The organism is Pseudocoprococcus catus, assembly GCF_019734885.1.
Lineage (GTDB): Bacteria > Bacillota > Clostridia > Lachnospirales > Lachnospiraceae > Coprococcus_A > Coprococcus_A catus.
Genome location: NZ_JAAXCM010000050.1, coordinates 34,722 through 57,846, shown reverse-complemented (window position 1 = coordinate 57,846; position 23,125 = coordinate 34,722). Strand labels below are relative to the sequence as shown.

General features: G+C 43.3%; 20 protein-coding genes. 18 read left to right on the top strand and 2 right to left on the bottom strand.

The window, feature by feature from the left end; genetic code table 11:
• Positions 1 to 5 precede the first annotated feature (5 nt).
• The 15 genes from HED67_RS14705 to HED67_RS14635 all read left to right on the top strand — a co-directional run bounded on the left by HED67_RS14705 (position 6) and on the right by HED67_RS14635 (position 18,971).
• Positions 6 to 2,840: a transglutaminase domain-containing protein gene (locus HED67_RS14705; RefSeq protein WP_221718759.1), complete on the top strand. Its 2,835-nt coding sequence runs from the start codon at positions 6 to 8 to the stop codon at positions 2,838 to 2,840.
• A 257-nt stretch (positions 2,841 to 3,097) separates the two neighbouring features.
• A complete protein-coding gene (locus HED67_RS14700; RefSeq protein ID WP_221718758.1) occupies positions 3,098 to 3,670 on the top strand; it encodes an HD domain-containing protein in 573 nt (190 codons plus the stop codon).
• A 136-nt stretch (positions 3,671 to 3,806) separates the two neighbouring features.
• Positions 3,807 to 4,988 carry an anti-sigma factor antagonist gene (locus HED67_RS14695; RefSeq protein ID WP_221718757.1) on the top strand — a complete coding sequence of 394 codons (1,182 nt, stop codon included), beginning with the start codon at positions 3,807 to 3,809 and terminating at the stop codon, positions 4,986 to 4,988.
• A gap of 121 nt (positions 4,989 to 5,109) precedes the next feature.
• The gene (locus HED67_RS14690) at positions 5,110 to 5,406 is read left to right on the top strand and encodes an STAS domain-containing protein (RefSeq protein WP_221718756.1); all 297 of its coding nucleotides are present in this window, start codon (positions 5,110 to 5,112) and stop codon (positions 5,404 to 5,406) included.
• A 290-nt stretch (positions 5,407 to 5,696) separates the two neighbouring features.
• On the top strand, positions 5,697 to 6,020 hold the full coding sequence (locus tag HED67_RS14685; protein WP_221718755.1) for a hypothetical protein: 324 nt from the start codon (positions 5,697 to 5,699) through the stop codon (positions 6,018 to 6,020).
• A gap of 377 nt (positions 6,021 to 6,397) precedes the next feature.
• On the top strand, positions 6,398 to 7,687 hold the full coding sequence (locus HED67_RS14680) for an aminotransferase class I/II-fold pyridoxal phosphate-dependent enzyme (protein ID WP_178439429.1): 1,290 nt from the start codon (positions 6,398 to 6,400) through the stop codon (positions 7,685 to 7,687).
• A gap of 278 nt (positions 7,688 to 7,965) precedes the next feature.
• Positions 7,966 to 8,601: a hypothetical protein gene (locus tag HED67_RS14675; RefSeq protein ID WP_221718754.1), complete on the top strand. Its 636-nt coding sequence runs from the start codon at positions 7,966 to 7,968 to the stop codon at positions 8,599 to 8,601.
• On the top strand, positions 8,573 to 10,384 hold the full coding sequence (locus HED67_RS14670; RefSeq protein WP_221718753.1) for a bifunctional homocysteine S-methyltransferase/methylenetetrahydrofolate reductase: 1,812 nt from the start codon (positions 8,573 to 8,575) through the stop codon (positions 10,382 to 10,384). Before HED67_RS14675 ends, HED67_RS14670 begins: the two co-directional genes overlap by 29 nt.
• Complete coding sequence (locus tag HED67_RS14665) at positions 10,385 to 12,796, top strand: homocysteine S-methyltransferase family protein (RefSeq protein ID WP_221718752.1); 2,412 nt, start codon at positions 10,385 to 10,387, stop codon at positions 12,794 to 12,796. It begins immediately after the preceding gene.
• 104 nt (positions 12,797 to 12,900) lie between these two features.
• A complete protein-coding gene (locus HED67_RS14660) occupies positions 12,901 to 13,725 on the top strand; it encodes a TrmH family RNA methyltransferase (RefSeq protein WP_178439415.1) in 825 nt (274 codons plus the stop codon).
• Between the two features lie 109 nt (positions 13,726 to 13,834).
• Positions 13,835 to 14,113 carry a type II toxin-antitoxin system Phd/YefM family antitoxin gene (locus HED67_RS14655; RefSeq protein WP_178439412.1) on the top strand — a complete coding sequence of 93 codons (279 nt, stop codon included), beginning with the start codon at positions 13,835 to 13,837 and terminating at the stop codon, positions 14,111 to 14,113.
• The gene (locus tag HED67_RS14650) at positions 14,114 to 14,434 is read left to right on the top strand and encodes a type II toxin-antitoxin system RelE/ParE family toxin (protein WP_221718751.1); all 321 of its coding nucleotides are present in this window, start codon (positions 14,114 to 14,116) and stop codon (positions 14,432 to 14,434) included. It abuts the gene before it with no gap.
• 270 nt (positions 14,435 to 14,704) lie between these two features.
• Complete coding sequence (gene eno / locus HED67_RS14645; protein WP_221718750.1) at positions 14,705 to 16,000, top strand: phosphopyruvate hydratase; 1,296 nt, start codon at positions 14,705 to 14,707, stop codon at positions 15,998 to 16,000.
• 219 nt (positions 16,001 to 16,219) lie between these two features.
• Entirely contained in the window at positions 16,220 to 17,704 is a 1,485-nt protein-coding gene (locus HED67_RS14640) for an AAA family ATPase (RefSeq protein WP_178441630.1), read from the top strand.
• Between the two features lie 25 nt (positions 17,705 to 17,729).
• The gene (locus HED67_RS14635) at positions 17,730 to 18,971 is read left to right on the top strand and encodes an MFS transporter (RefSeq protein WP_221718749.1); all 1,242 of its coding nucleotides are present in this window, start codon (positions 17,730 to 17,732) and stop codon (positions 18,969 to 18,971) included.
• Between the two features lie 138 nt (positions 18,972 to 19,109).
• Here the strand turns inward: HED67_RS14635 and HED67_RS14630 are convergent, their stop codons facing one another.
• Positions 19,110 to 19,703, bottom strand: a complete 594-nt coding sequence (locus tag HED67_RS14630; protein ID WP_246612256.1) for a Uma2 family endonuclease — start codon at positions 19,701 to 19,703, stop codon at positions 19,110 to 19,112.
• A 225-nt stretch (positions 19,704 to 19,928) separates the two neighbouring features.
• Between HED67_RS14630 and HED67_RS14625 the strand changes: the two genes are divergently transcribed.
• Genes HED67_RS14625 through HED67_RS14615 form a run of 3 tightly spaced genes read left to right on the top strand, consistent with a single transcriptional unit; the run spans position 19,929 to position 21,790 of the window.
• Positions 19,929 to 20,303, top strand: coding sequence for a GntR family transcriptional regulator (locus tag HED67_RS14625; protein WP_221718748.1), 375 nt, complete (start codon positions 19,929 to 19,931; stop codon positions 20,301 to 20,303).
• Positions 20,304 to 21,146, top strand: coding sequence for an ABC transporter ATP-binding protein (locus tag HED67_RS14620; RefSeq protein ID WP_221718747.1), 843 nt, complete (start codon positions 20,304 to 20,306; stop codon positions 21,144 to 21,146). It begins immediately after the preceding gene.
• Positions 21,146 to 21,790 (top strand): ABC-2 transporter permease, encoded by a 645-nt coding sequence (locus HED67_RS14615; protein ID WP_221718746.1) that lies wholly within the window; start codon positions 21,146 to 21,148, stop codon positions 21,788 to 21,790. Before HED67_RS14620 ends, HED67_RS14615 begins: the two co-directional genes overlap by 1 nt.
• 162 nt (positions 21,791 to 21,952) lie before the next feature.
• On the opposite strand, the gene HED67_RS14610 is transcribed toward HED67_RS14615, so the two are convergent.
• The gene (locus HED67_RS14610; RefSeq protein ID WP_221718762.1) at positions 21,953 to 22,819 is read right to left on the bottom strand and encodes an NAD(P)-dependent oxidoreductase; all 867 of its coding nucleotides are present in this window, start codon (positions 22,817 to 22,819) and stop codon (positions 21,953 to 21,955) included.
• Positions 22,820 to 23,125 lie beyond the last annotated feature (306 nt).

Sequence of the window (23,125 nt, the reverse complement as noted above, 5' to 3'; positions counted from 1 at the left end):
AACATATGAGAAAATGGATTGCCTTTATTTTATTATTTAGTTTGTTGTTGGGGCAAACAGTTTATGCACAGGAAGTTTGGACAGAAGATGAAAGTGTATTAGAAAATCAGGAAGAGAGTCAGGAACCGGAAAGCGAAGAATCCGATGTTTGGGCAGATGATGAGGTACCATTGATTCAAAATGGTGATTTATTTACTCAGCATTTTGATGTGGAGAGTGGTATTGAGGAGAGAAGTATTCCTGATTGGCAACAAATCCTGAAAAGAAGATTAATTGATGCATTTTCAAATTATGAAGAAAAAGTTTCTTTGGAGGATTTGGAACTTAACAGAGATGAAGACTATCATGAAATGAGAAGCGTCTATCAAGCATCGATAGTTGGACAATTCTTTTACATATCCGGTGGATATAGTTATAGTTACAGTGCATCAACGGGACTGATTAAATATATCAAAATTAATTATAATAGTGAATATCTGGATGATAATGGTGAGGTTGATGTACATCATATAGAAAAGGACAAAGAATCATTCGATTATCAGGTTGAGAAAGCCTTGAATTGTCTGGATGGTGCGGAATCAGATTTGGAAAAAGTATTATTGCTGCACGATTTTATTGTTAGAGAATGTGATTATGACTATGAGAATTATTTGAATAATTCAATTCCAAGAGCATCATTTAATGCATATGGTGTTTTAGTTAATGGAAAAGCGGTATGCAACGGTTATGCATTTGCATATTCCTGGCTGCTTCAGCAATGTGATATTGAGTCATATATAGTTGTCAGTGATTCCATGAATCATGCGTGGAATTTGGTAAATGTAGATGGCAGCTGGTATCATGTGGATGCAACATGGGATGATCCGATTTTCAAAGAGAAAACGTATAGAAGTTTATATAATTTAGATTATGCGGATGAAGGGTTTGTAACACATACGTATTTCTTGTGCAGCGATGATGAATTTTTGAATTTGAGACATTCAGGATGGGAGATAGAAACAAATGGTGAAGAAGTTCCGTCTGCAGACAAAAGTGATGTATTCTCTGAATATTTATTTAAAACGAATCCAGTCAGCTCATTTGCCTTCATTGATCAGCAATGGTATTGTTTTGATTTGAATAAAGGAAATTTAATATCTTCCAGTTCATTAATGCAGACAGATAGCTCAATAGCAAAAACAAATGTTTTACGGTATGGATTTGGGTACGAGAGGAAAATTTATTATAACACGACGGAAGCTGTTTTTACATTTGATCCGAAAAATGAAGAAACAGATGTAGTCTGGAAACCGGAAAACTCTTCAGAAGTAATATCCGAGATGAGTATAAAAAACGGATATTTGATTTGCGTAACCTTGGATGATGAGAATGAGACAAACAGATATCAGAATTATATCAGCACTCTGCAGGAATATCCGGTGCCGAATGAGATTAGTTTTTCAGACATTCAGGTCAATAAAGATAGCATTATATTGACATGGTCAACCAATGAAAAGGCAGATGGTTATATAGTAACCTGCAGTGACAGTATGGAGGGAGAATATAAAGAATTAGCGATAATTAATAATTATAAAGTGACATCCTATGAGGATAAAGTCAAAGATGGTCAGTGGCATTACTATAAGATATGTACCTATCGTTTATATGACGATGAGAGAATATGTTCGCCATATTCTGAGAGTGTATCGGCAAAAGCAAATAGTGCAGAGCCTGAAATGCCGAAGTTAGGCAAAGCTGAAAATGATACAGACGGAAATATAAGGATTAATTGGAGTCCTGTAGATGGTGCGGAAGGCTATCGTATTTACAGAAAAGAGAATGGGAAGGGATGGAAAGGTCTAACGAATGTCGGAGCGGATGCCGTATCTTATACGGATCAATCCGGAATAACCGGAACAAAATATACCTATACAATTCGCGCTTATGTCATGAATAAAGATAAGATGATGCTTAGCAGTTATGATCAACTTGGCGTGTCTGCACAGAAATTGCCAGGGCAGGTAAAGCTGGTAAGTGCAAAGGATAATGGAAATAGTGAAATTGTTATCTCATGGGAAAAAATGAAAGATGCGGATGGTTACCGTATTTACAGAAAAGAAAATGGCAAAGGATGGTCTGGATTAGGAAACACATCAGAATTGATTTTTACAGACAAAGCTATTGATGTGGGAACAAAATATACCTATACTGTTCGTGCGTATAAAAATGTAGCAGGTACAAATGTGTACGGCAGCTATGATAAGACAGGAAAATCAGCGGTCTGCCTGCCAAAAACAGCTGTGTTGGTATCAGCAGAAGATAATGGAAATGGCGGTATAGAAATACAATGGGAGAAAGTAAGAGCTGCCGATGGTTACCGTATTTACAGAAAAACCAGCACAGAAGGCTGGAAAGCATTGGATAATGTGAATAATGCAGACAAAACCACATTTTTAGATAGTTCTGGTGATATCGGAACAGTTTACATTTACACTGTGCGTGCCTATAAGAAAAATGGAGAGACAGTTTTATATGGAGATTTTGACCATAAAGGAATAAGTGCCCGAAAGGTACCGGTTACTGTAAAATTAATTTCTGCGGAATATGATAAAAACAATGGTGCAGAGATTAATTGGGAAAAAGTAGAACAATGTACAGGATATGTGATTTATCGAAAGACGGGTACAAGCAGTTGGAGACGATTAGCTAAAGTTACAGAAAAAAATATTTGCAATTTTGCCGATAAATCGGTGCAATCAAGTGCTTTATATACGTATACGATTCGTGCCTATCAGGATGTTAAGGGGAAAGAGGTGTTAGGTGGCTTCGATAAGTTAGGTATAAAAGTTGAGTGTAAATAAGTTGAAAAATTAAAGGGCCAAGAATATATGTGTTCCACATAACATGATAACATCATGAAATGTGGAGCACATTTTTCTTTTCCCGTTTTAATTCACAAATCTCTTGTTTTTCCATCCCCTTAATTTTATAATAAGTACATAGAACTTTTATACATCTTAATTTTTAAGGTTGAAGAGTATTTTCGGCAATTCTGATAATCAGATTCAATTTGCAGATTAATATTATATAGAAACAATCAATACATAGGGAGGCGAAGATGGGACAGTTACTAGATGAGGCAATTGTATTTGCGACCCATGCCCATGCCGGGCAGGTAAGGAAGATGGCGAATACTCCGTATATTCTGCATCCATTGGAGGTGGCATCGATTATTGCCACGATGACCGGAGATGAGAATACAATGGCAGCAGGTGTTCTTCATGATACCATTGAAGACTGTGATGTGGATCCGAAGGAAATCAAGCGTCGTTTTGGGGCAAGGGTATCAGCATTGGTTCAGAGTGAGACAGAGGACAAGCTGTCAGAGCGGCCGCCGGCAGACACATGGATGGAGCGTAAGGAAGATTCTCTTCTGATGCTCAGGAATACGAAGGATGAGCAGGTGAAGATTTTATGGCTGGCGGACAAACTTTCCAATATGCGTTCTTTTTACCGTGAATACTGCCAAAAAGGCAATGAAATTTTTCAGGCATTGAATCAGAAGGATTCTGCTATGCATGGATGGTATTACCGAACCATTGCCGGGTATCTGGAGAGCTTGAAAGATCAGTGTGCTTATCAGGAATATACTGAACTGGTTGAAAAGGTATTCGGGGATAATTCCAATTAAGATATCCAACTGAGATAAAGGGGAGCTATTAAAGGCGTTCAACTCAAATTACTTAAATCACTCAGATTAGTTAGATTATTTATGAGGAGAACTTTTCAGATTGTATTAATCATAGTGAGAAAGGGGTTACAAGACGATGGAAAATGTAACTTATAAAATGCAGGATAATACATTGGTGTTTGCTTTTAACGGAAAGATCAGTTCAGAAAATGCGGCAGCCGTAGAGGAAAAGGTCAATGAGATTATCAAGGCGCAGGCACATGAGAAGGTGGTTGTGGATGCGGAGAATCTTGAATATATTTCAAGCGCGGGTCTTCGTGTTATCCTTCGTCTCAAGAAGGCAGAGCCTTCATTGAAGGTTATCAATGTATCGGCTGATGTCTATGAGATATTTGATATGACTGGTTTTACAGAAATCATTACCATCGAAAAGGCTTATCGAAAGCTTTCAGTGGAAGGATGTGAAGCCATTGGCAAAGGTGCCAATGGTACGGTTTTTCGTCTGGATCCGGATACGATCATCAAGGTTTACCACAATGCAGATGCACTGGCAGATATTCATCGTGAACGTGAGCTGGCAAGAAGAGCCTTTGTCCTTGGCATTCCGACAGCTATTCCATATGATGTTGTCAAAGTCGGTGATACATATGGTTCTGTATTCGAATTGCTGAATGCCAAATCTTTTGCAAAGCTGATCAAAGCAGAAGCTGAGAACATAGATCAATACGTTGGTCTCTATGTAGATTTGCTGCATAAGATCCATAGCACAGAGGTTAAACCGGAAGATATGCCGGATATGAGAGAAGTTGCCATTGACTGGGTGAAATTCCTGAAGGATTATCTGCCTGAAGATAAATGGGCGAAACTGCTGGCTCTGGTGGAAGCAGTACCTGTACGCCATCAGATGCTCCATGGTGATTATCATATCAAGAATGTCATGATGCAGGATGGGGAAGTACTGCTGATTGATATGGATACATTGTGTCAGGGACACCCTGTTTTTGAACTGGCTTCCATGTACAATGCTTATGTGGGATTCTCTGAACTGGATCACAATGTATCCATGGATTTCCTGGGAATTCCGTATGATACATCTGTTGCCATCTGGAAGAAATCTCTGCCATTATATCTTGGTACGGATGATGCTGCAAAAGTGGCAGAAGTTGAGCAGAAAGCCATGCTGATCGGTTATACCCGTCTGATGCGCCGCCGCATCAGAAGAAATGGATTTGACAGCGAGGAAGGCAGACGGGAGATAGAAACCTACAAGAACCATATCATCGAACTGCTCGATAAAGTTGACACCCTTGAATTTTAGTATAGCAATCGGATAATTCCGAAATTCCTGCAGTATAATTACCCATATGGTTTACATGCAAATCCGACAGTGAATGACGACTGAAGGGGTATTCCTGTCATAGAAATAAGGAGAACATATTATGAATATCACAACAAAAAAAGAGAACACAACCCTTACCGTAGCTCTGGAAGGAAGACTGGACACAACCACAGCACCTGAACTGGAAAAAGCTCTCCAGGCAGCAGATGCCAGTATCACAGAACTCATCCTTGACTTTGCAGGACTTGCTTACGTATCATCCGCAGGCTTAAGAGTCCTCCTCACAACCCAGAAAAAAATGAACAAACAGGGTAAAATGATCATCAGAAACGTATGTGACGACATCAAAGAAATCTTCGAAATCACAGGCTTCCTTGACATCTTAACCATCGAATAAAAAAAGACAATTCCCGCCAAGCGACTGCGATGAGCATATCCGCGGGAGACAAAATTCAAAATACTTGGGTGGAAAGCCCCATCATAAAATTCCCGCCAAACGTTTTGCGATGAGCATGTTTGGCGGGAATTTTATGATGGGGCTTTCCTCAGTATAAAGAATTTTGTCGAAATTTTTAGGGGGAGTTATCGACGGTTTTCGACAGCTGTTTTTATGTTTTTATGTTATATTGCTAATGCTTAGATATAAGCTGTAACATTTAGTAATGAATGGTAAATGAGGTGGAGAATATGAGAAAGGAAATCGTCGAATTTGAACAGCATTTTGAAGAACAGAGAATACGCAGTATGGCATGGTGGGACAATTCAGCCAGGTGCAGAGAAGAGAAGGCAGCTTCGAAGGAAGTGATGGATGATTATGAGATTTTGAAGGGAAAGTTGTCACCGGAAGCACGCATGCTGCTTGATCGGGTTGAGGAGGAGTGGTATCTGCTGAAGGAGGCAGAACTGCAGGCAACTTATATGCAGGGGATTTCAGACGGACTGGAGCTGGGAGCACAGAGACGACAGAAGCGCATTGGGATGACAGAGCATAAGTGCCGCCGTGTATCCTAGTACATCGCTATTCTGAAAATGATACATGAGCGGACAGTTATTTCGAAAAACGATATATGAGTACACAGTTATTTCGAAAAACGATATACCGGGAAGCCCTGACAAAGAGGGGCGCTATTTCAATGGATTTAGACAATCAGCGCAATGAGAAGTTCAATATTGGACAAAGACATATGACTTAATGCAAAAAATACTGTTAATATTCACGAAAAATGTCTAAATTGCAGGATTTTATTAATTAACTTGCAAAAAATTGCAAAAGTCTGTTGATTCCTTAACTTCCAGGAGTTATAATATATACGCAATTTGTGTTATAAATTTAAGATATACATAGAGCGTGATATGCACTCGGTTATCAGGAAGGAATGTCAACTATTATGAGTAAGGCGTATGCATCAATGAGCAGAGAAGAACTGCTCTCTTTGAAGGACGAACTTGATAAGGAATTTCAGGGATATAAGGAGAAGGGACTGAAACTGGATATGTCCAGAGGTAAGCCATCTATTGCACAGCTGAATCTGTCTATGGGTATGATGGACGTTTTCCACAGTGAATCTGACCTGAAGTGTGAAGACGGCACAGACTGTCGTAATTACGGTGTACTGGACGGTATTCCGGAGGCCAAGAGATTATTGGCGTCTATTGCTGAGGTGAATCCGGACAATATTATGATTTTCGGCAACTCCAGTCTGAATGTGATGTACGATACTGTAGCCAGAGCTTATATGTTCGGCCTTCTGGGACATACACCTTGGTGTAAGCTTGACAAAGTCAAATTCCTCTGTCCTGCACCGGGATACGATCGCCATTTCAAGATTACAGAGACTTTCGGCTTTGAGATGATCACGATTCCGATGCATGAGGATGGTCCGGATATGGATATGGTTGAAGAATATGTCAACAACGATCCTGAGGTGAAGGGTATCTGGTGTGTACCGAAGTATTCCAATCCACAGGGCTATTCCTATTCTGATGAAGTTGTTAAGCGCTTTGCTGCATTGACACCTGCTGCAGAGGACTTCAGAATTTTCTGGGACAATGCCTACAGTGTGCATCATTTATATGAAGACAGACGTGATGAGATTCTTGAGATTCTCGAAGAATGTGCCAAAGCCGGCCATCCGGATATGGTCTTCAAGTTTACATCTACATCCAAGATCAGCTTCCCTGGTTCCGGTGTTGCAGCCATTGCCACATCTGATGCCAATATGGCAGATATCCGCAAGTACATGGTTGTCCAGACAATCGGCCATGACAAGCTGAATCAGCTGCGTCACGTCCGTTTCTTCAGAGACCGTTACGGCGTGGAGGCTCAGATGCGTCGCCATGCAGATATCCTGAGACCGAAGTTTGAGATGGTTGAACAGACACTGGAAGACGAGTTGGGCGGTCTTGAGATCGGTACATGGACCAAGCCTCTGGGTGGTTACTTTATTTCCTTTGATGCATTGGAAGGCTGTGCAAAGGCCATTGTTGCCAAGGCGAAGGAGGCTGGTGTTGTCATGACAGGTGCAGGTGCCACATTCCCATACGGCATTGACCCTAAAGACAGCAATATCCGTATTGCACCTTCTTATCCGACTGTTGAAGAGCTGGCTGTTGCAGCGAAGCTTTTTGCACTTTGTGTTAAGCTTGTCAGTGTTGAGAAGATTCTCGAAAGCAAATAGACGGAGTTTTGAAGGCTCATATGGAGGATAGATCCTGAAGACTCATATGGAAGATAGATGGACGAAAGCGATAGAATAAAGAGAGATTATAGCTTATAGAAGAACTGGAACTCCAATTAGGAATAAGCCGTTTACTGCCAATGATGATATTTCTGCTGTAGAATACTGCAGAGCAGAATATGTGATCACTGGGGCAGCAGGCGGCTTATTTTGTTGCGAAAAACATTTGATTCTGCTATAATAACTCTACTATACGTGTATGAAATGAGTGACAATCAATGGTACAGAACCTGAAACCTGTTGTTGAACTGAATAGTGAGGATTGGACAGAACTTTTGAAGAAGTATAAGCTTCAGAATGTGATGACATCCATTCATGTGCAGATGCTGTGGTACAGAATGCAGAGAGCATTGGAGCCGGAGATATGGTATGAGGTGCATGCGGATGAAGTTCTGGCGGCGGCGACTCTTGGTGGCGGCGTAGATAGGCTTTTGGAGGAATGGTCTGACAAAGGACAGATCCTTGACAGTTATGCAGCAGATTGTCTGGCAATGGAAGCACTTCAATGCCTGTATGGGCTTTTGGAAGATGAGCTAGTGAAAAGGAATGCATATATAGAAAGGTATCAGTTCCCTGACCCGGAAGAAGAGGGAGAGGAAAATATGGCGTACATTTTGAAGCAGCTTCAATGCAGTGAGACAATTGGATTGACAGATGACGGCACGTTGAGACCGATGAAATCGGTTGTTTTTATCGGCATTTTGACAGCAGACCAGAAGAAGCGATGCAGTACGATCTGCAGGGATTGCGGGCGTGTGGATTGTCCGAACCGTTATTCATTACATATGGGAAATTACAGAGAACCGGGGGCATTGAGATACAGTTATGGATATCAGAGAATATTTGGCAAATAATAGATTGATCACAGACGGTGCCATGGGAACCTGGTATGACCGTCTGACAGGCTACAAAGGAAATTTGGCGGAGCGCGCCAATCTGGAGAATCCGCAGCAGATCAGGGATATTCACCGCGCATATATAGAAGCCGGGGCACAGTTGATCCGGACCAATACATTTGCAGTTAACAGCATGTTTTTTTCAGCAGATCAAATCGAAGAGGTGCTGAAAGCTGCCTGGGAGAATGCCTCTCAGGCTGTCTCAGTCAGCGGCAAAGATGTGTGGATTGCGGCAGATATGGGAACGATTGATGCGGATGAGACAAAATCTGACGGAGATGTTGAACAGGAATATATCCAGTTATCGGACTATTTTTTGAGATTAGGAGCAAAAGTTTTTGTATTTGAGACATTGTCGGATTTTCGCTATGTAAAGAGAGCGGGTTCTTATATTAAGGCAAAGTGTCCGGATGCCTTTGTTGTGATGCAGTTCAGTTTTAATAGGAATGGCTATACCCGGTCAGGTATGAGTGTCCGTGCAATTTTGTCAGAAGCGGCATCGATGGCGGATATGGATGCGGTTGGTTTTAACTGCGGTGTGGGACCACTGCATTTATATGAACTTCTGAAAAATCAGAGCTTCCCTGAAGGCAAGTACATGACTGTGCTGCCGAATGCAGGGTATCCGACGGAACTCAGAGGAAGGACACTTTATTCTGAAAATGTTCCTTACTATGTAGAAATGATGGGCAGGATTGCGAATCTTGGATTTGATATTATCGGCGGCTGCTGCGGTACAACGCCGGAGCATATCAGAGGGCTGCATCATCTGTTGGTGAATAATGTGAAACCTCCGAAGAAGCTGATGCCTGCTGTATATAGTACTGACAGACAGAGCGGTTGTGGACAAGAAGCTGCTGAGGAGAAAACAGAGCTCATACAGAAACTTGAGCGGGGAGAGAAGATTTTTGTGGTGGAGCTGGATCCGCCTTTTGATGCCAATGATACAAAGCTCATGGATGGTGCATCGCTGCTTCGGGATATTGGTGTGGATATGATCACCCTGGCAGATTCTCCGCTGGCGAGACCAAGGGCAGACTCTATTGCTTCCGCCATCAAGATGCGCTATACAAGGCAGATGGAGGCGATGCCGCATATCAGCTGCCGTGACAAGAATGTGATCGCGCATCGTGCACAGCTCCTTGGCATGCATATGAACGGACTTAGGCATGCATTGATTGTAACCGGAGATCCGATTGCCCGTGGTGACAGGGAGAGTATTAAGAGCGTTTTTAATTTTAATTCTATTAAATTGATGAAGTATGTCCAGACTATGAACCAGGAAGTGTTTGGAAATCGTCCGATTTATTATGGCGGTGCATTAAATCACAACAACGGTTCTGCGGACAATATTGCAGCCAGAATGCGTTTGAAGATGGAGGCTGGGGCTCAGTGGTTTTTGACACAGCCGATTTATGGACAGGACGATATCGACAGGTTGAGAGAACTGAAAGAAAAGTCAGGCGGCAGGATTATAGCAGGTATTATGCCTCTGGTGAGTCGGAAGAATGCACTTTTTATTAAGAATGAGATGCCGGGGATTCATGTGCCGGAGCATGTACTGGAACAGTATGAGGAAGGTATGAGCAGGGAAGCTTATGAGGATGTGGCCGCAGCTATCAGTGTGGATTTGATGAAACGTCTGGAAGATGTATGTGATGGCTATTATATGATGACACCTTTTAATCGTGCAGCGTTAATCAAGCGGATTATTTTACAGGCGAAGAAGGAGTTAAGATAGATGACAAGAGAAGAATTTCAGCAATTATGCAGAACGAAGATTGTTTTTCTGGATGGTGCCACGGGAACCAATCTGCAGAAGGCGGGCATGCCCACCGGTGTGTGTCCGGAAGCATGGATTCTGGAACACCCGGATACAATGATGCAGCTGCAGCGTGCTTACTTTGAAGCAGGCAGTGATATTGTGCTGGCTCCTACATTTACGGCGAACAGGATCAAACTGGATGAATACGGACTGGTAGATAAGATAGAAGAGATGAATCATCAGCTGGTAGCTATTTCAAAAGAGGCAGCTGGCGATAATGGCTTGGTGGCCGGCGATATGACCATGACAGGCCGTCAGCTTGCACCTATGGGAGACATGGGCTTTGAAGAGCTGGTTGATATTTACAAAGAGCAGGCGGGCTATCTGGTGGATGCCGGTGTGGACCTTTTCATTGTTGAGACGATGATGAGTCTGAATGAGTGCCGTGCGGCATTAATCGCCATTCGTGAAGTGACGGATCTGCCGGTATGCGTGACATTGTCTTTTAATGAAGACGGAAGAACGCTTTTTGGTACAGATGCCAGCACAGCTATGGTTGTTCTGCAGTCTCTTGGAGCTGATGCGGTGGGTGTCAATTGTTCAACCGGTCCGGAACAGATGGCGGAACTTGTCCGTGAGATGAAGGAATATGCCAATATACCAATCATTGCAAAGCCGAATGACGGTATGCCGGAGGTCGTTGACGGGGAGACTGTTTACCGCATGACACCGGAAGAATTTGCCGAAGAAGCAAAGCTGCTTTTGGAAGCGGGAGCCGGTATTGTGGGCGGCTGCTGTGGTACGACGCCGCAGCACATCCGTGCATTTAAGGAAGCATCCAGGGCTTATACTGTACCGAAAGTCAGCAAAACTTACAAACGTGTGCTGGCTTCTGAACGTCAGACTTTGGAAATCGCGCTGGATGCCGGATTTAAGGTTGTTGGTGAGAGAATCAATCCGACAGGCAAGAAGAAACTGCAGGCAGCACTTCGTGAAGGTCAGATGGATATGGTCATGGACATGGCTCTGGCTCAGGAAGAGAAGGGAGCATCTATCCTTGATGTCAATATGGGCATGAACGGCATTGACGAGAAAGAGATGATGCTGAAGTCCATTGAAATCGTGACACAGGCGGTGAACCTGCCGCTGTGTATTGATTCCAGCCATGTGGATATTATTGAGGCAGCACTGCGTGTTTATCCGGGACGTGCCTTGATTAACTCGATTTCTCTTGAGAAGGAGAAGTTTGAGCATCTGCTCCCGATTGCACGCAAATACGGTGCGATGTTTATTTTGCTGCCTTTATCGGATGAAGGTCTGCCGAAGAATATTGATGAAAAGATCCGGATTATTCATACAATTATGGATCGTGCATTAGAACTTGGTTTTCATAAGGAAGATATTGTGGTGGATGGTCTGGTGGCAACCATTGGTGCCAACAAGAATGCGGCTATCGAGACATTGGATACGATTTCCTATTGTCATGATCAGCTTGAACTGGCAACTATCTGTGGCCTTTCCAATATTTCCTTTGGATTGCCGGAGCGTTCTTATGTCAATACTGCTTTTCTGACTATGGCCATCAGCCGTGGTCTGACTATGGCTATCGCTAATCCGTCACAGGATCTTCTCATGCATGCAGCTTTTGCTTCTGATCTTTTGATGAACCGTCCGGGATCGGATATCCGTTACATTGATCGCATGAATGCGTTTAAGGAAGCACAAACTGGAGAAAATGCAGCAGCGGCAGCGGTTGTCATGACACCAGGAGAGAAGATATTTGATGCCGTGATGAAGGGCAGTCAGGGAAGTATTATTAACCTTGTGAAGGAAGGTCTGGATGCAGGAATTGTGCCGGACGATATCATTCAGAAGCATCTGATCACCGCTATCCAGAAGGTGGGTGTCCTTTTTGAGGAAAAGAAATATTACCTGCCTCAGCTGATTGCCAGTGCGGAGACAATGGAGAAGGCCATTACGTATCTGGAGCCAATGCTGATCAAAGATGATGCGGAAGAAAAGGCAACAATCATCATGGCAACGGTGGAGGGCGATATTCATGACATCGGCAAGAACCTGGTGGTGCTGATGCTGAAGAATTATGGCTACAGAGTCATTGACCTTGGCAAAGATGTATCAGCAGAATGTATTGTTGAGACTGCAATTAAAGAACATGCGGCTATCATAGGTCTTTCAGCACTGATGACCACGACTATGATGAGAATGAGGGATGTGGTGGAGCTTGTTCAGGAAAAGCACTGCGGTAGTAAAGTTATTATTGGTGGTGCTGTTACGACACAAAGTTTTGCTGATGAGATTGGTGCAGATGGATATTCGCGGGATGCTGCGGAAGCCGTCCATCTGGTAGAACGTTTATTAGGAAAATAATGTTTCAGCATTTTCGGATGCTTTATGATTGAATAATGTCTGAAGGCAGAGAACTGAAAAGCTATCATTACTATGAAACAAAACTATAGGAAGGATAAGAGAAAATGGCCAATATTATGGAGATTCATGATTTTTCAGCACCGGAGCTGGATATATATGCCCGTTGGACGGAGAACCAGTTGCTGAACCGCAAAGATCCGGAGAATGCCATGTTTATCGCTGAGAGTCCGAAGGTCATTCAGACGGCATTGGATGCAGGATATGAGCCTTTATCCTGCCTTGTTGAGAAAAAACATGTGGAGGGGCAGGCTGCTCACATACTGGCTCAGTGCGGGGATATTCCGGTGTATACAGCTGAATTTGATGTGCTGACCCAGCTGACAGGTTTCGGACTGACCAGAGGTATGCTCTGTGTCATGCGAAGAAAGAATCTGCCGTCAGTGGAAGAAGTCTGCAGGAATGCCAGAAGAATTGCAATCCTGGAGGATGTGATGAATCCGACAAATGTGGGGGCGATTTTCCGCTCAGCGGCAGCTCTTGGCATGGATGGCATTCTTCTGACATCAGCTTCCAGCAATCCATTGTATCGTCGGGCTATCAGGGTGAGCATGGGAACCGTTTTTCAGATCCCGTGGACGTTTATGGACAGTCAGATGTCCTGGCCGGAGTCGGCTGTGGGAAGACTGCATGATATGGGCTTCAAAATAGCTGCCATGGCACTTGATGACAATTCCGTCAGCATTGATGATCCGCAGCTGGTCAGAGAAGAAAAGCTGGCTATTGTACTTGGGACGGAGGGAGATGGACTAGCAGCAGGTACCATTGCAGACTGCGATTACACTGTCAAAATTCCGATGTATCATGGCGTAGACTCTTTGAACGTGGCAGCTGCCAGCGCCGTGGCCTTTTGGGAAATGCGGAGAAGATAAAAGCGTAAATGTACAGGATTATATAAAAGAGTAAAATAATAGAAATTCTTGAATATATAGACATGTAGTGATATAATTTTCATATAATTATGCTTGAGAGGTGATATATATGATAACATTACAAGAAACAATCCGTCCATCTGCTGATTTAAGGAATCATTATAATGAAATATCTCGGCAATGCAGAGAAGAAAAAGAAGTTGTTATTATAACTGTCAATGGACGGGGAGATACGGTATCTCTTTCTTATGAAGCATATAAGAATATGAAAGCTCGTCTGGAGTTATTGGAAATCCTGGCTGAAGCTGAAGAGGATGTAAAAAATAATCGAGTGGCACCGATGAGTGATACATTTGATGATTTGCGTACAATGCTGCAGGAGGGATAAATGGGAAGATATCGTATTATTCGGACTGACACTGCAGATGCAGGATTACGAAAGATAATTCTATATGTAGCGGTTAATTTTGGTAATGCAGTTGCATTAGAAAAGCTAGATAATATTGAGTCAGGAATTAATATCCTATCAGATAACCCACATGCGGGAATTGAACCCAGATATCCTGTATTAAAAAGACAGGGATATAAGGTGTTGGTGCTTGAAAAAGATTTAGTATTTTATAAAATCAATGAATCTCGAAAAGAAATGGTGATATATGCAATTGTGGACCAAAGGCAAGATTACCTGAACATTATCCGAGGGTTATAAATTATAGACGAATAATATAAATAAAAATACGCATACTGATACAGATTATTTATAGACAGCGGCGTCTTTAGAAAATATATGAAAAAGTTGTAAAATTTATTGATTCATAAGCAGGTGCTTTCAACGCGGCCGGTCCTTAAACGGTGTTTTGTACCGTTTTAGTACCGCTGTCAGCGTTGTGCAGCGAGAGTGTGACTGCTTAGAATCAATAAATTTTACAACTTGCATAAGACTTAGAAGACGCCGCGGCTAAAAGGAGGCTGTATCAGTATGCGTAATTTTTGTCCGATTTTAGATGTAAAGGCAAGAGAAATTCTGGATTCCAGAGGAAATCCTACGGTGGAGGCGGAGGTGATCTGTGAAGCAGGCATTGCGGGACGTGCTTCGGTACCTTCCGGTGCTTCTACAGGAAAGTTTGAAGCCCTGGAGCTGCGGGACCGGGATGAAAAGGATCGCTATGATGGAAAAGGTGTGAATAAAGCTGTGGCCAATGTCAATGTGGATATCAAAGATATTGTCGCAGGCCATTCTGTCACGGAGCAGATGCATCTGGATCGTATGATGATTGCCTATGACGGCACAGAGAATAAATCGAGACTGGGAGCCAACGCGATGCTTAGTGTCTCCATGGCATCAGCAAGAGCCGGAGCTGAGGCTTCCGGTCTTCCATTATTTCAGTATTTGGGCGGAATATATGCCCACATATTGCCAGTGCCGATGATGAATATCATCAATGGCGGTGCACATACAACTTCAGCACTGGATTTTCAGGAATTTATGATCATGCCGGTTGGGGCATGCTGCTTCAGGGAAGCTTTAAGGATGGGAACAGAGGTATATCATGTTTTGCGGAAGCTGCTGTTGGAGGATGGACATGTGACTGCTGTCGGTGATGAGGGCGGATTTGCACCGAATTTGAAAAATGCAGAGGAAGCCTTGGATTATCTGGTAAGAGCGGTCGAAAAAGCCGGTTATAAACCGGGAGAAGATGTGATATTTGCCATGGATGCGGCAGCCAGTGAGCTTTATAATGATGAGACAGGCAAGTATATTTTTGAAGGCGAAGGTCGGCTGAAGGGCAGTCCCGTTGTGCGTTCAGCAGATGAAATGATTGCGTATTATAAAAAACTGACGGAGAAGTACCCGCTGCGCTCTATTGAGGATGGACTGGATGAGGAAGACTGGGAAGGATGGGTGCATATGACCAGGGAACTGGGGGATCGAGTTCAGTTAGTGGGTGATGACCTGTTTGTTACGAATAGCGCAAGATTGCAGCGGGGAATACGGATGGGGGCTGCGAATGCCATTCTTATTAAGCTCAATCAGATTGGCTCTGTATCAGAAGCGATGGAAGCGATTGAGACAGCGAAAAGAGCCGGTTACAAAGTGATTGTGTCTCATCGTTCCGGCGAAACCGAGGATAGTTTCATTGCAGATCTGGCAGTGGGGGTTAATGCCGGCCAGATTAAAACCGGTGCACCATGCCGAAGCGACAGAGTGGCAAAATACAACCAGTTGCTGCGAATAGAAGATATGCTTGGAGCCGGTGCGGAATACGGTGTGTAAATCAGTAAAAAATCAAGCTAACCGACATTCATGGGGTGTCGGTTAGCTTTTTCTTTTGAAGAAATAAAAGATGATTTCATGGATTTTTCGGCTTGCTGCAATTATAATGCATAATTATGCAGAAACAATTGAAGTCAGGGCTGATCATATGGTACAATGAATTTATATGTTTTGGCGATAAATGTGTTTTAGAGCATACAAAGAAGAGGAGCGATTATAATGCCAGTTTTTGATTTTAATGCAGCACCGGAGGATAGCAAGCAGCCGGAGTGTACATATACAACATTTCAATCGAATGAGGAGACAGCCACGCCGGAGAAGCCAATTCTGATCCTGGACAATGCGAAGCGTCAGTGGCAGCACCACTCATGTGGTATGTTTACGAATCCTGTGAAGCGGACTTCCTTTGAATTTCAGGAGGAAGACGGCACATTTTCAGCAGATATTCTGAAGATTGATTCAAGATTCGTCAGTCTGCTGAAGTGGCTAGGAGAGAATCATATCAATGTCAGACTTTCGGGACAGAACAGAGCGGAGGGGTATGCTGTTTACAAGATCCGTGAGATCGGTTTCGGCGGCGGTACAAAGCTTTCTGCGGAAGACGGCTTTTTGCAGTTTATGATTGAACGTCTGCTAGCCAGCAATGCACCGGCAGAGGAGCAGGTGGATGAAGAATTGCAAGAAATGGGCGATGATATGAAGCTCACCAGCCTGCAGAGCATTACAGACTTTATGAATTGTGCGGGAAGGACACTTCCGGACAATATCAGACTTTGGGCCAGAAGAAATCTGGCGGTTGCCAGATCTCATGAGGTGTCACCGGAAGAGCGCAGACATGCCCAGCGTGCCCTGTCCATTATGATGAACATTCAGTGGAAGAATAACTATTTCGAGGCCATTGATCCAAAGGAGGCCCGCAGGATCCTTGATGAGGAACTTTATGGCATGGAGCGGGTGAAACAGCGTATTATCGAGACCATTATTCAGATCAACAGAACCCATACATTGCCGGCCTACGGCCTTTTGCTTGTGGGACCTGCAGGTACCGGTAAGTCTCAGATCGCCTATGCGGTGGCAAGAATCCTGAAACTGCCTTGGACAACTCTGGACATGAGTTCCATCAATGACCCTGAGCAGCTGACCGGAAGCTCCCGTATTTATGCCAATGCCAAACCGGGCATCATTCTGGAAGCTTTTTCTATGGCGGGGGCATCCAATCTTGTCTTTATCATCAATGAGTTGGACAAAGCTGCTTCCGGCAAGGGCAACGGCAATCCATCTGATGTATTGCTGACCCTTTTGGATAATCTTGGATTTACAGATAATTACATAGAATGTATGGTGCCGACGGTGGGGGTTTATCCGATTGCCACAGCCAATGACAAGAGCCAGATCAGTGCACCGCTGATGTCACGTTTTGCAGTGATTGACATTCCTGATTATACGCCGGAAGAGAAAAAGATTATTTTCTCCAAATTTGCATTGCCGAAGGTACTTGGCAGGATGCAGCTGAAACCGGAGGAATGTATTGTGGCAGATGAGGCATTGGATGCTATTGTGGAACGCTATGCAGACACAACTGGTATTCGTGATCTGGAGCAGGCGGCAGAACATATTGCGGCCAACGCCCTGTATCAGATTGAAGTGGATCATAAGCAGAGTGTAACTTTTGATGGGCCAATGGTCAGAAAGTTATTGGATTAAGAATAGACTGAGGAGATAAGGGATAATGGAAGAGAATAATAAGAAAAGACAGCTTCAGAGAGCCGTTGTTGTTTTTACGCTGGTTGTATGTTTGTCGGCTATTGCCGGAGGCCTTGGCTCGGCGACATTTTCCAATTATTTTAAAGAGGTCTATCATGTGGACAGTGCCCAGAGAGGGTTCCTTGAAATACCGAGAGAATCGCCGGGAGTTTTGTGTGCATTGATTATTTCAGCACTGGCAGGATTCAGCGATATCGGCATTGCGGCTGTTTCCCAGGTGTTGGTGATGGTTGGTCTGATGGTGATGGGGGCGTTTAGTCCGTCCTATGGCATGATGATGATTTTTCTGTTTATCCAGTCTTTGGGTATGCACCTGTTTATGCCTCTCAACGATGCCATCAGTATGGATCTGGCCAGAGAAGGTGAAGTCGGCAAGACGCTGGGAAATTTCAAAAGCAAAGCAAATATGTGTACGATGGTGACTGCTTTTGTTATTTTTGTAGGCTATCGTTGGGGATTCTTCAGTTTTGAGGATAAGGTTTTGAAACCTTTTGTCATTGCAGCAATTTTGTCGCTGATTGCAGCCGGACTGTTGGTTTACATGAAGAAAATCATGCCAAGGACGCAGATTCAGGCAAAGACAAAGAGCAAGTTCGTCATGAGAAAGAAGTACATGCCGTATTATCTGACGCTGGTTGCCTATGGCTGTCAGAAGCGAATCAAGCTTGTGTTCGGACCGTGGATTATCATCGAATTGATGGGGAAAGGTGCAGATACTGTGGCGCTGCTTGGAATTGTGACCTCTTTTATCGGTGCATTTTTCAGCAAATATCTCGGAAAAATGCTGGATGAAAAAGGTTTGAAGTATACGATGCTCTTCGAGGGAGGATATCTGCTTGTTGTGATTGCAGCCCTTGGCGCAGCGGCGGGTGCTCTTGAAAGAGGCGGTCTCGGCAGTCACGGTATCTGGGTTTTCCTTGTTTATTGCCTGTACATACTGGCATTTCTGCTGGAGCAGTTTAATATGGTACATGCCTTCATGATGAGAAAATTGGCTATTGATCCGTCGGAAGTCACAGCCAGTCTGTCGGTGGGGCTGAGTCTTGACCACATTCTGGCCATCACTGTTTCAGCTGTACTGGGGGTCATTTGGGAGAAGTTCGGTGCAGAATATGTTTTCTTCCTGACTGCAGCAACGTCGTTGATGCAGATTGGTGTGGGCCTCTATATGGGGAGACAGCTGGCGAAGCAGGAAATGCAGCGTTAAAATGAATAAAGATTGAGATATAAAGAGTTCCGGTTTTTATGGTACTTGCATGAACAAAAAATCTCTGCAAACCTTTGGCGATAAGCTTGTTTGCAGAGATTTTTTTGCGTAAATCCACAAAAGCCGGTATTTCATTTTTTATTTGAGATAGTCAGATACTGTTATGGATAAATCCGGGAAAATACCGCATTGCACAGGCTGGTCAAATGGGATAATTGTCGGGGCGGCATCTTTGTCATAGTCATAGACGGTTGTGCATGCTTTGGCCGGATCTACGATCCAATATTCACGGACTCCGGCGCGGGAGTAGGCGGTGTTCTTAATGATGTAATCTGTTTTACGGCTGGAAGGTGAAACGATTTCAATGATCCAATCAGGAGCACCCTCACATCCTCTGTCACTGAGTTTATCCTTGTCACAGATGACACAGATATCCGGTTCTACATAATTTTTGATATCGTTTTGTATAATGACGGCAAATGGAGCCATATACACTTCACATCCGCCGTTTTTGGCATCAATATGATCGGCAATAGTTCTGGCGATGGAAAAGCTGATTGTCTGATGAATACGGTTAGGCGTGGCCATATCATAAATCTGTCCATCGATGAGTTCTGCACGTTGTCCCTCCGGAAGTGCGAAAATATCATCAATAGTGAAAGGGCCGTCATCAATAAAGTCATTTTCTGTAAGCAGCTGCATAGCAGCACCTCCCTGAAAGAATGTAGTCATTGTGTATCCTCCTTTTATTATAATCTATTTTTTGCGAGTGTTCAACTATTATAAATCGGCATGGAAGCAGATTCTGTAAAAAGTCGTTGTCGATTAAATGAAAAGTTTATAAAATCCAGGAGAATTATAAATTAAAAATAAAATAAGAGAGTCGTGAGATGTGTCTTGACAAAACTGGATTTACTGTATATACTGTATATATACAGTAAGCAAGGAGGCAAGGGCGTGAATATTTTTATAGATAATAAAAGCGGTGCCCCGATTTATGATCAGATTTATTCACAGATCAAGGCGCAGATTATCGGCGGTGACTTGCAGGAAGATGAGTCTCTTCCTTCTATCAGGAGTCTGGCGAAGGATCTGAGGATCAGTGTGATCACAACAAAGCGCGCTTATGAGGAACTGGAGAAGGAAAGATTTATCTATACAGTTGCAGGCAAAGGCAGTTTTGTGGCACCGAAGAATGTGGAATTACTGCGTGAGGAGAACTTGAAGAAGATTGAAGGCTATATACAGGAGATACGAAAGCTGGCGATGCCATGTGGATTGAGTCTGGAGGATATCATTGAGATGTTTCGTATTCTGGAGGAGGATGAGTAAATGAATGCAATAGAGATCAGGGATTTAAGTAAAAGCTATAAGGATTTCAATCTGGAGCATCTGAATCTGACATTGCCCGGCGGCTGCATTATGGGCTTAGTTGGTGAGAATGGCGCAGGAAAGAGTACGACTATTAAGCTGATTCTGAATATGATCCACCGGGATTGCGGAAGTATTTCTATATTAGGAAGAGACAATGTGACAGAGATGCAGTCATTGAAGGAAGATATCGGCGTTGTGTTGGATGAAGTCGGCTTGCCGGAGTGTCTGAACAGACGGCAGGTTGGCAATATTATGGCCCTTACATTTAAAAACTGGGATTCAGACTATTTTGAAGCACTTTGTGTGAAACTGGGAGTTGCGGATCAGAAGAAATTTGGTGAGTATTCCAAGGGTATGAAGATGAAGATCGGCATTGCAGTTGCTATGTCTCATCATCCGAAACTGCTTATTCTGGATGAAGCCACAAGTGGGTTGGATCCGGTTGTGAGAGACGATGTACTTGATCTTCTGAATGATTTTACAAGAGATGAAGATCATGCAGTGCTTGTTTCGTCTCATATTGTCAGTGATCTTGAGAAAATCTGTGACTATATTGCATTTATGCATCAGGGATGTCTTGTACTTTGCGAGGAAAAGGATCGTCTATCCGAGTTATACGGTTTGATTCGATGTACGAAGGCACAGTTGGACGAAATAGACGCATGTGCGGTGATCGGCAAACGTCAGTCACCTTACGGCGTGGAAGCTGTTGTCAGACGAGATGCGCTGCCGACAGGCATGGAGGCTGGACCGGTTGATCTTGAAGCGTTATTTGTGATGATGGTAAGGGGGAGTGTGTAATGAAAGGACTTTTGCTGAAGGATTATTATATGATATTAAGGTATTGCCGGATTTATGGCTTGATCGCACTTGTGTTTGGCACATGTTCACTGGTTGATCAGAGCAATCTTTTTATGCTGGCCTATCCGGCTGTACTGTGCGGTATTAATTGTGTTACGTTGTTGTCCTATGATGAGCGGAGTAAATGGCAGCAGTATTGTGAAACTCTTCCATATACAAGAAAACAGATTGTAGATTCACAATATGTCATATCGTGCATACTGGTCAGCGGATTGTCAGTTCTTCTTGCAGCAGCCCATAGTCTGGCCGGTGCAGTCAGAGGCAATTTTGATCCGATATGGGTATTTGGAGTGTTTTGCCTGATATGGGCGGTGGGATATCTGTTTTCAGCAATTTGTCTGCCGATGATTTATAAATTTGGCTCTGAAAAGGGCAGGATTATGTATATTGCGGTTGTTGTTATTTTCTGCGTAGGTTTTGTGACCTTTGGCGTAAATGTTTCAGATACGATACAGAACAAAGAGACCCTTGGATTTTTTATGGCAAATCCGACTTACATGGGAGCAGCGGCGGTCATTGCATCCGTATTATTTGTGATTTCGATGAAATTATCAGAAAGATTTTATATGAATAGAGAACTGTAGGAAGGTGATTTCCGAACAGGCTAAAAGCACGTATGATTCCAGATGATTTCTTAATAAGAGATAAGAGAAATCCGGAGCATACGTGCTTTTTGTGTCAAACAGACCGCCGGTTGACCGACTGAATGTAAGTACAAATAACAATATGAATGCTATATGTGAATGTTATACATCCAGATAATGTTTCAGCAACGCCTGTGTGCCCAGATCGCCGAGGCCTTTGGCTTCAAGATCTTTGTAAATAGCCAGAACTGCTTCTGAGATGGAAAGGTCTGCACCGGCTTCACGGCCTTCTTCTGTGGCAATATTCATGTCTTTGATATAATGTTTGATGAAAAATCCAGGGTTAAAATCGCCTTTGAGCATACGCGGAGCCATATTGCTCATCTGCCAGCTGCCTGCTGCGCCGGCACTGATACTGTCAAGCATTGTCTGAATATCAAGACCTGTTTTTCTGGCATAGGTGATGGCTTCGCAGACACCGGCAATACAGCCTGTCAGGGCAATCTGGTTGGCCATTTTGGTATGCTGCCCGCATCCGGCAGCACCTTCATAAATAATATTGGTGCCCATAGCTTCAAAAACAGGCATGGCCTGCTCAAAGATATCTTTGTCGCCGCCCACCATGATGCTTAATGTGCCGGCTTTGGCACCGGAGTCACCGCCGGAAACAGGTGCATCTAAGGCGTGCTTGCCGGCTGCTTTGGCTTCATCATAAATCTTAGCAGCCAGTTTTGGGCTGGAAGTGGTCATGTCAATGAGAATGGCATTGTCTTCGGAATTGGCAATGATACCCTTTTCGCCAAAATAAGTTTCTTCCACATCCTTTGGAAAACCGACAATGGTGATGATGACGTCCTGACCTTTAGCACATTCAGCGGCAGAATCACGCCAGATGGCACCTTCTGCGATAATGTCTTCAGCTTTTGACTTTGTTCTTGAATAAACTGTTACCTGAAACCCTTTTTTCATCAGATTGCGGATCATGGACTTGCCCATGACACCGGCACCGATAAAACCAACATTTTTAATCATGATACACGCCTCCTAAAAAGTTTTTGGTATCTGTCAAATCAAATTGTTTTGATTTACTTTATTATAGAAGTGTATCATATCATAAAGTTTACGACAATGGCTGAAGAGAATATACGGAATGTATACATGATATTGGTATTGAGAAAAAGCCTTTTGCAGCAAAACAAAATTTTCTAACTTTAAACAGATAAAATATTACTGCAATTCAGTGAAATCTATTGACAAACAGAGGACATATTGCTAAAATAAGCGTTGACAGTCATGCCGAAAGAAGGCAGGCTTGCCGGGAATGCATGCAGGTCG

Coding starts and splice junctions, on each gene's coding strand:
- HED67_RS14705 (WP_221718759.1), top strand. CDS start 6: ATGAGAAAATGGATTGCCTTTATTTTATTATTTAGTTTGTTGTTGGGG.
- HED67_RS14700 (WP_221718758.1), top strand. CDS start 3,098: ATGGGACAGTTACTAGATGAGGCAATTGTATTTGCGACCCATGCCCAT.
- HED67_RS14695 (WP_221718757.1), top strand. CDS start 3,807: ATGGAAAATGTAACTTATAAAATGCAGGATAATACATTGGTGTTTGCT.
- HED67_RS14690 (WP_221718756.1), top strand. CDS start 5,110: ATGAATATCACAACAAAAAAAGAGAACACAACCCTTACCGTAGCTCTG.
- HED67_RS14685 (WP_221718755.1), top strand. CDS start 5,697: ATGAGAAAGGAAATCGTCGAATTTGAACAGCATTTTGAAGAACAGAGA.
- HED67_RS14680 (WP_178439429.1), top strand. CDS start 6,398: ATGAGTAAGGCGTATGCATCAATGAGCAGAGAAGAACTGCTCTCTTTG.
- HED67_RS14675 (WP_221718754.1), top strand. CDS start 7,966: ATGGTACAGAACCTGAAACCTGTTGTTGAACTGAATAGTGAGGATTGG.
- HED67_RS14670 (WP_221718753.1), top strand. CDS start 8,573: ATGGATATCAGAGAATATTTGGCAAATAATAGATTGATCACAGACGGT.
- HED67_RS14665 (WP_221718752.1), top strand. CDS start 10,385: ATGACAAGAGAAGAATTTCAGCAATTATGCAGAACGAAGATTGTTTTT.
- HED67_RS14660 (WP_178439415.1), top strand. CDS start 12,901: ATGGCCAATATTATGGAGATTCATGATTTTTCAGCACCGGAGCTGGAT.
- HED67_RS14655 (WP_178439412.1), top strand. CDS start 13,835: ATGATAACATTACAAGAAACAATCCGTCCATCTGCTGATTTAAGGAAT.
- HED67_RS14650 (WP_221718751.1), top strand. CDS start 14,114: ATGGGAAGATATCGTATTATTCGGACTGACACTGCAGATGCAGGATTA.
- eno (WP_221718750.1), top strand. CDS start 14,705: ATGCGTAATTTTTGTCCGATTTTAGATGTAAAGGCAAGAGAAATTCTG.
- HED67_RS14640 (WP_178441630.1), top strand. CDS start 16,220: ATGCCAGTTTTTGATTTTAATGCAGCACCGGAGGATAGCAAGCAGCCG.
- HED67_RS14635 (WP_221718749.1), top strand. CDS start 17,730: ATGGAAGAGAATAATAAGAAAAGACAGCTTCAGAGAGCCGTTGTTGTT.
- HED67_RS14630 (WP_246612256.1), bottom strand. CDS start 19,703: ATGACTACATTCTTTCAGGGAGGTGCTGCTATGCAGCTGCTTACAGAA.
- HED67_RS14620 (WP_221718747.1), top strand. CDS start 20,304: ATGAATGCAATAGAGATCAGGGATTTAAGTAAAAGCTATAAGGATTTC.
- HED67_RS14615 (WP_221718746.1), top strand. CDS start 21,146: ATGAAAGGACTTTTGCTGAAGGATTATTATATGATATTAAGGTATTGC.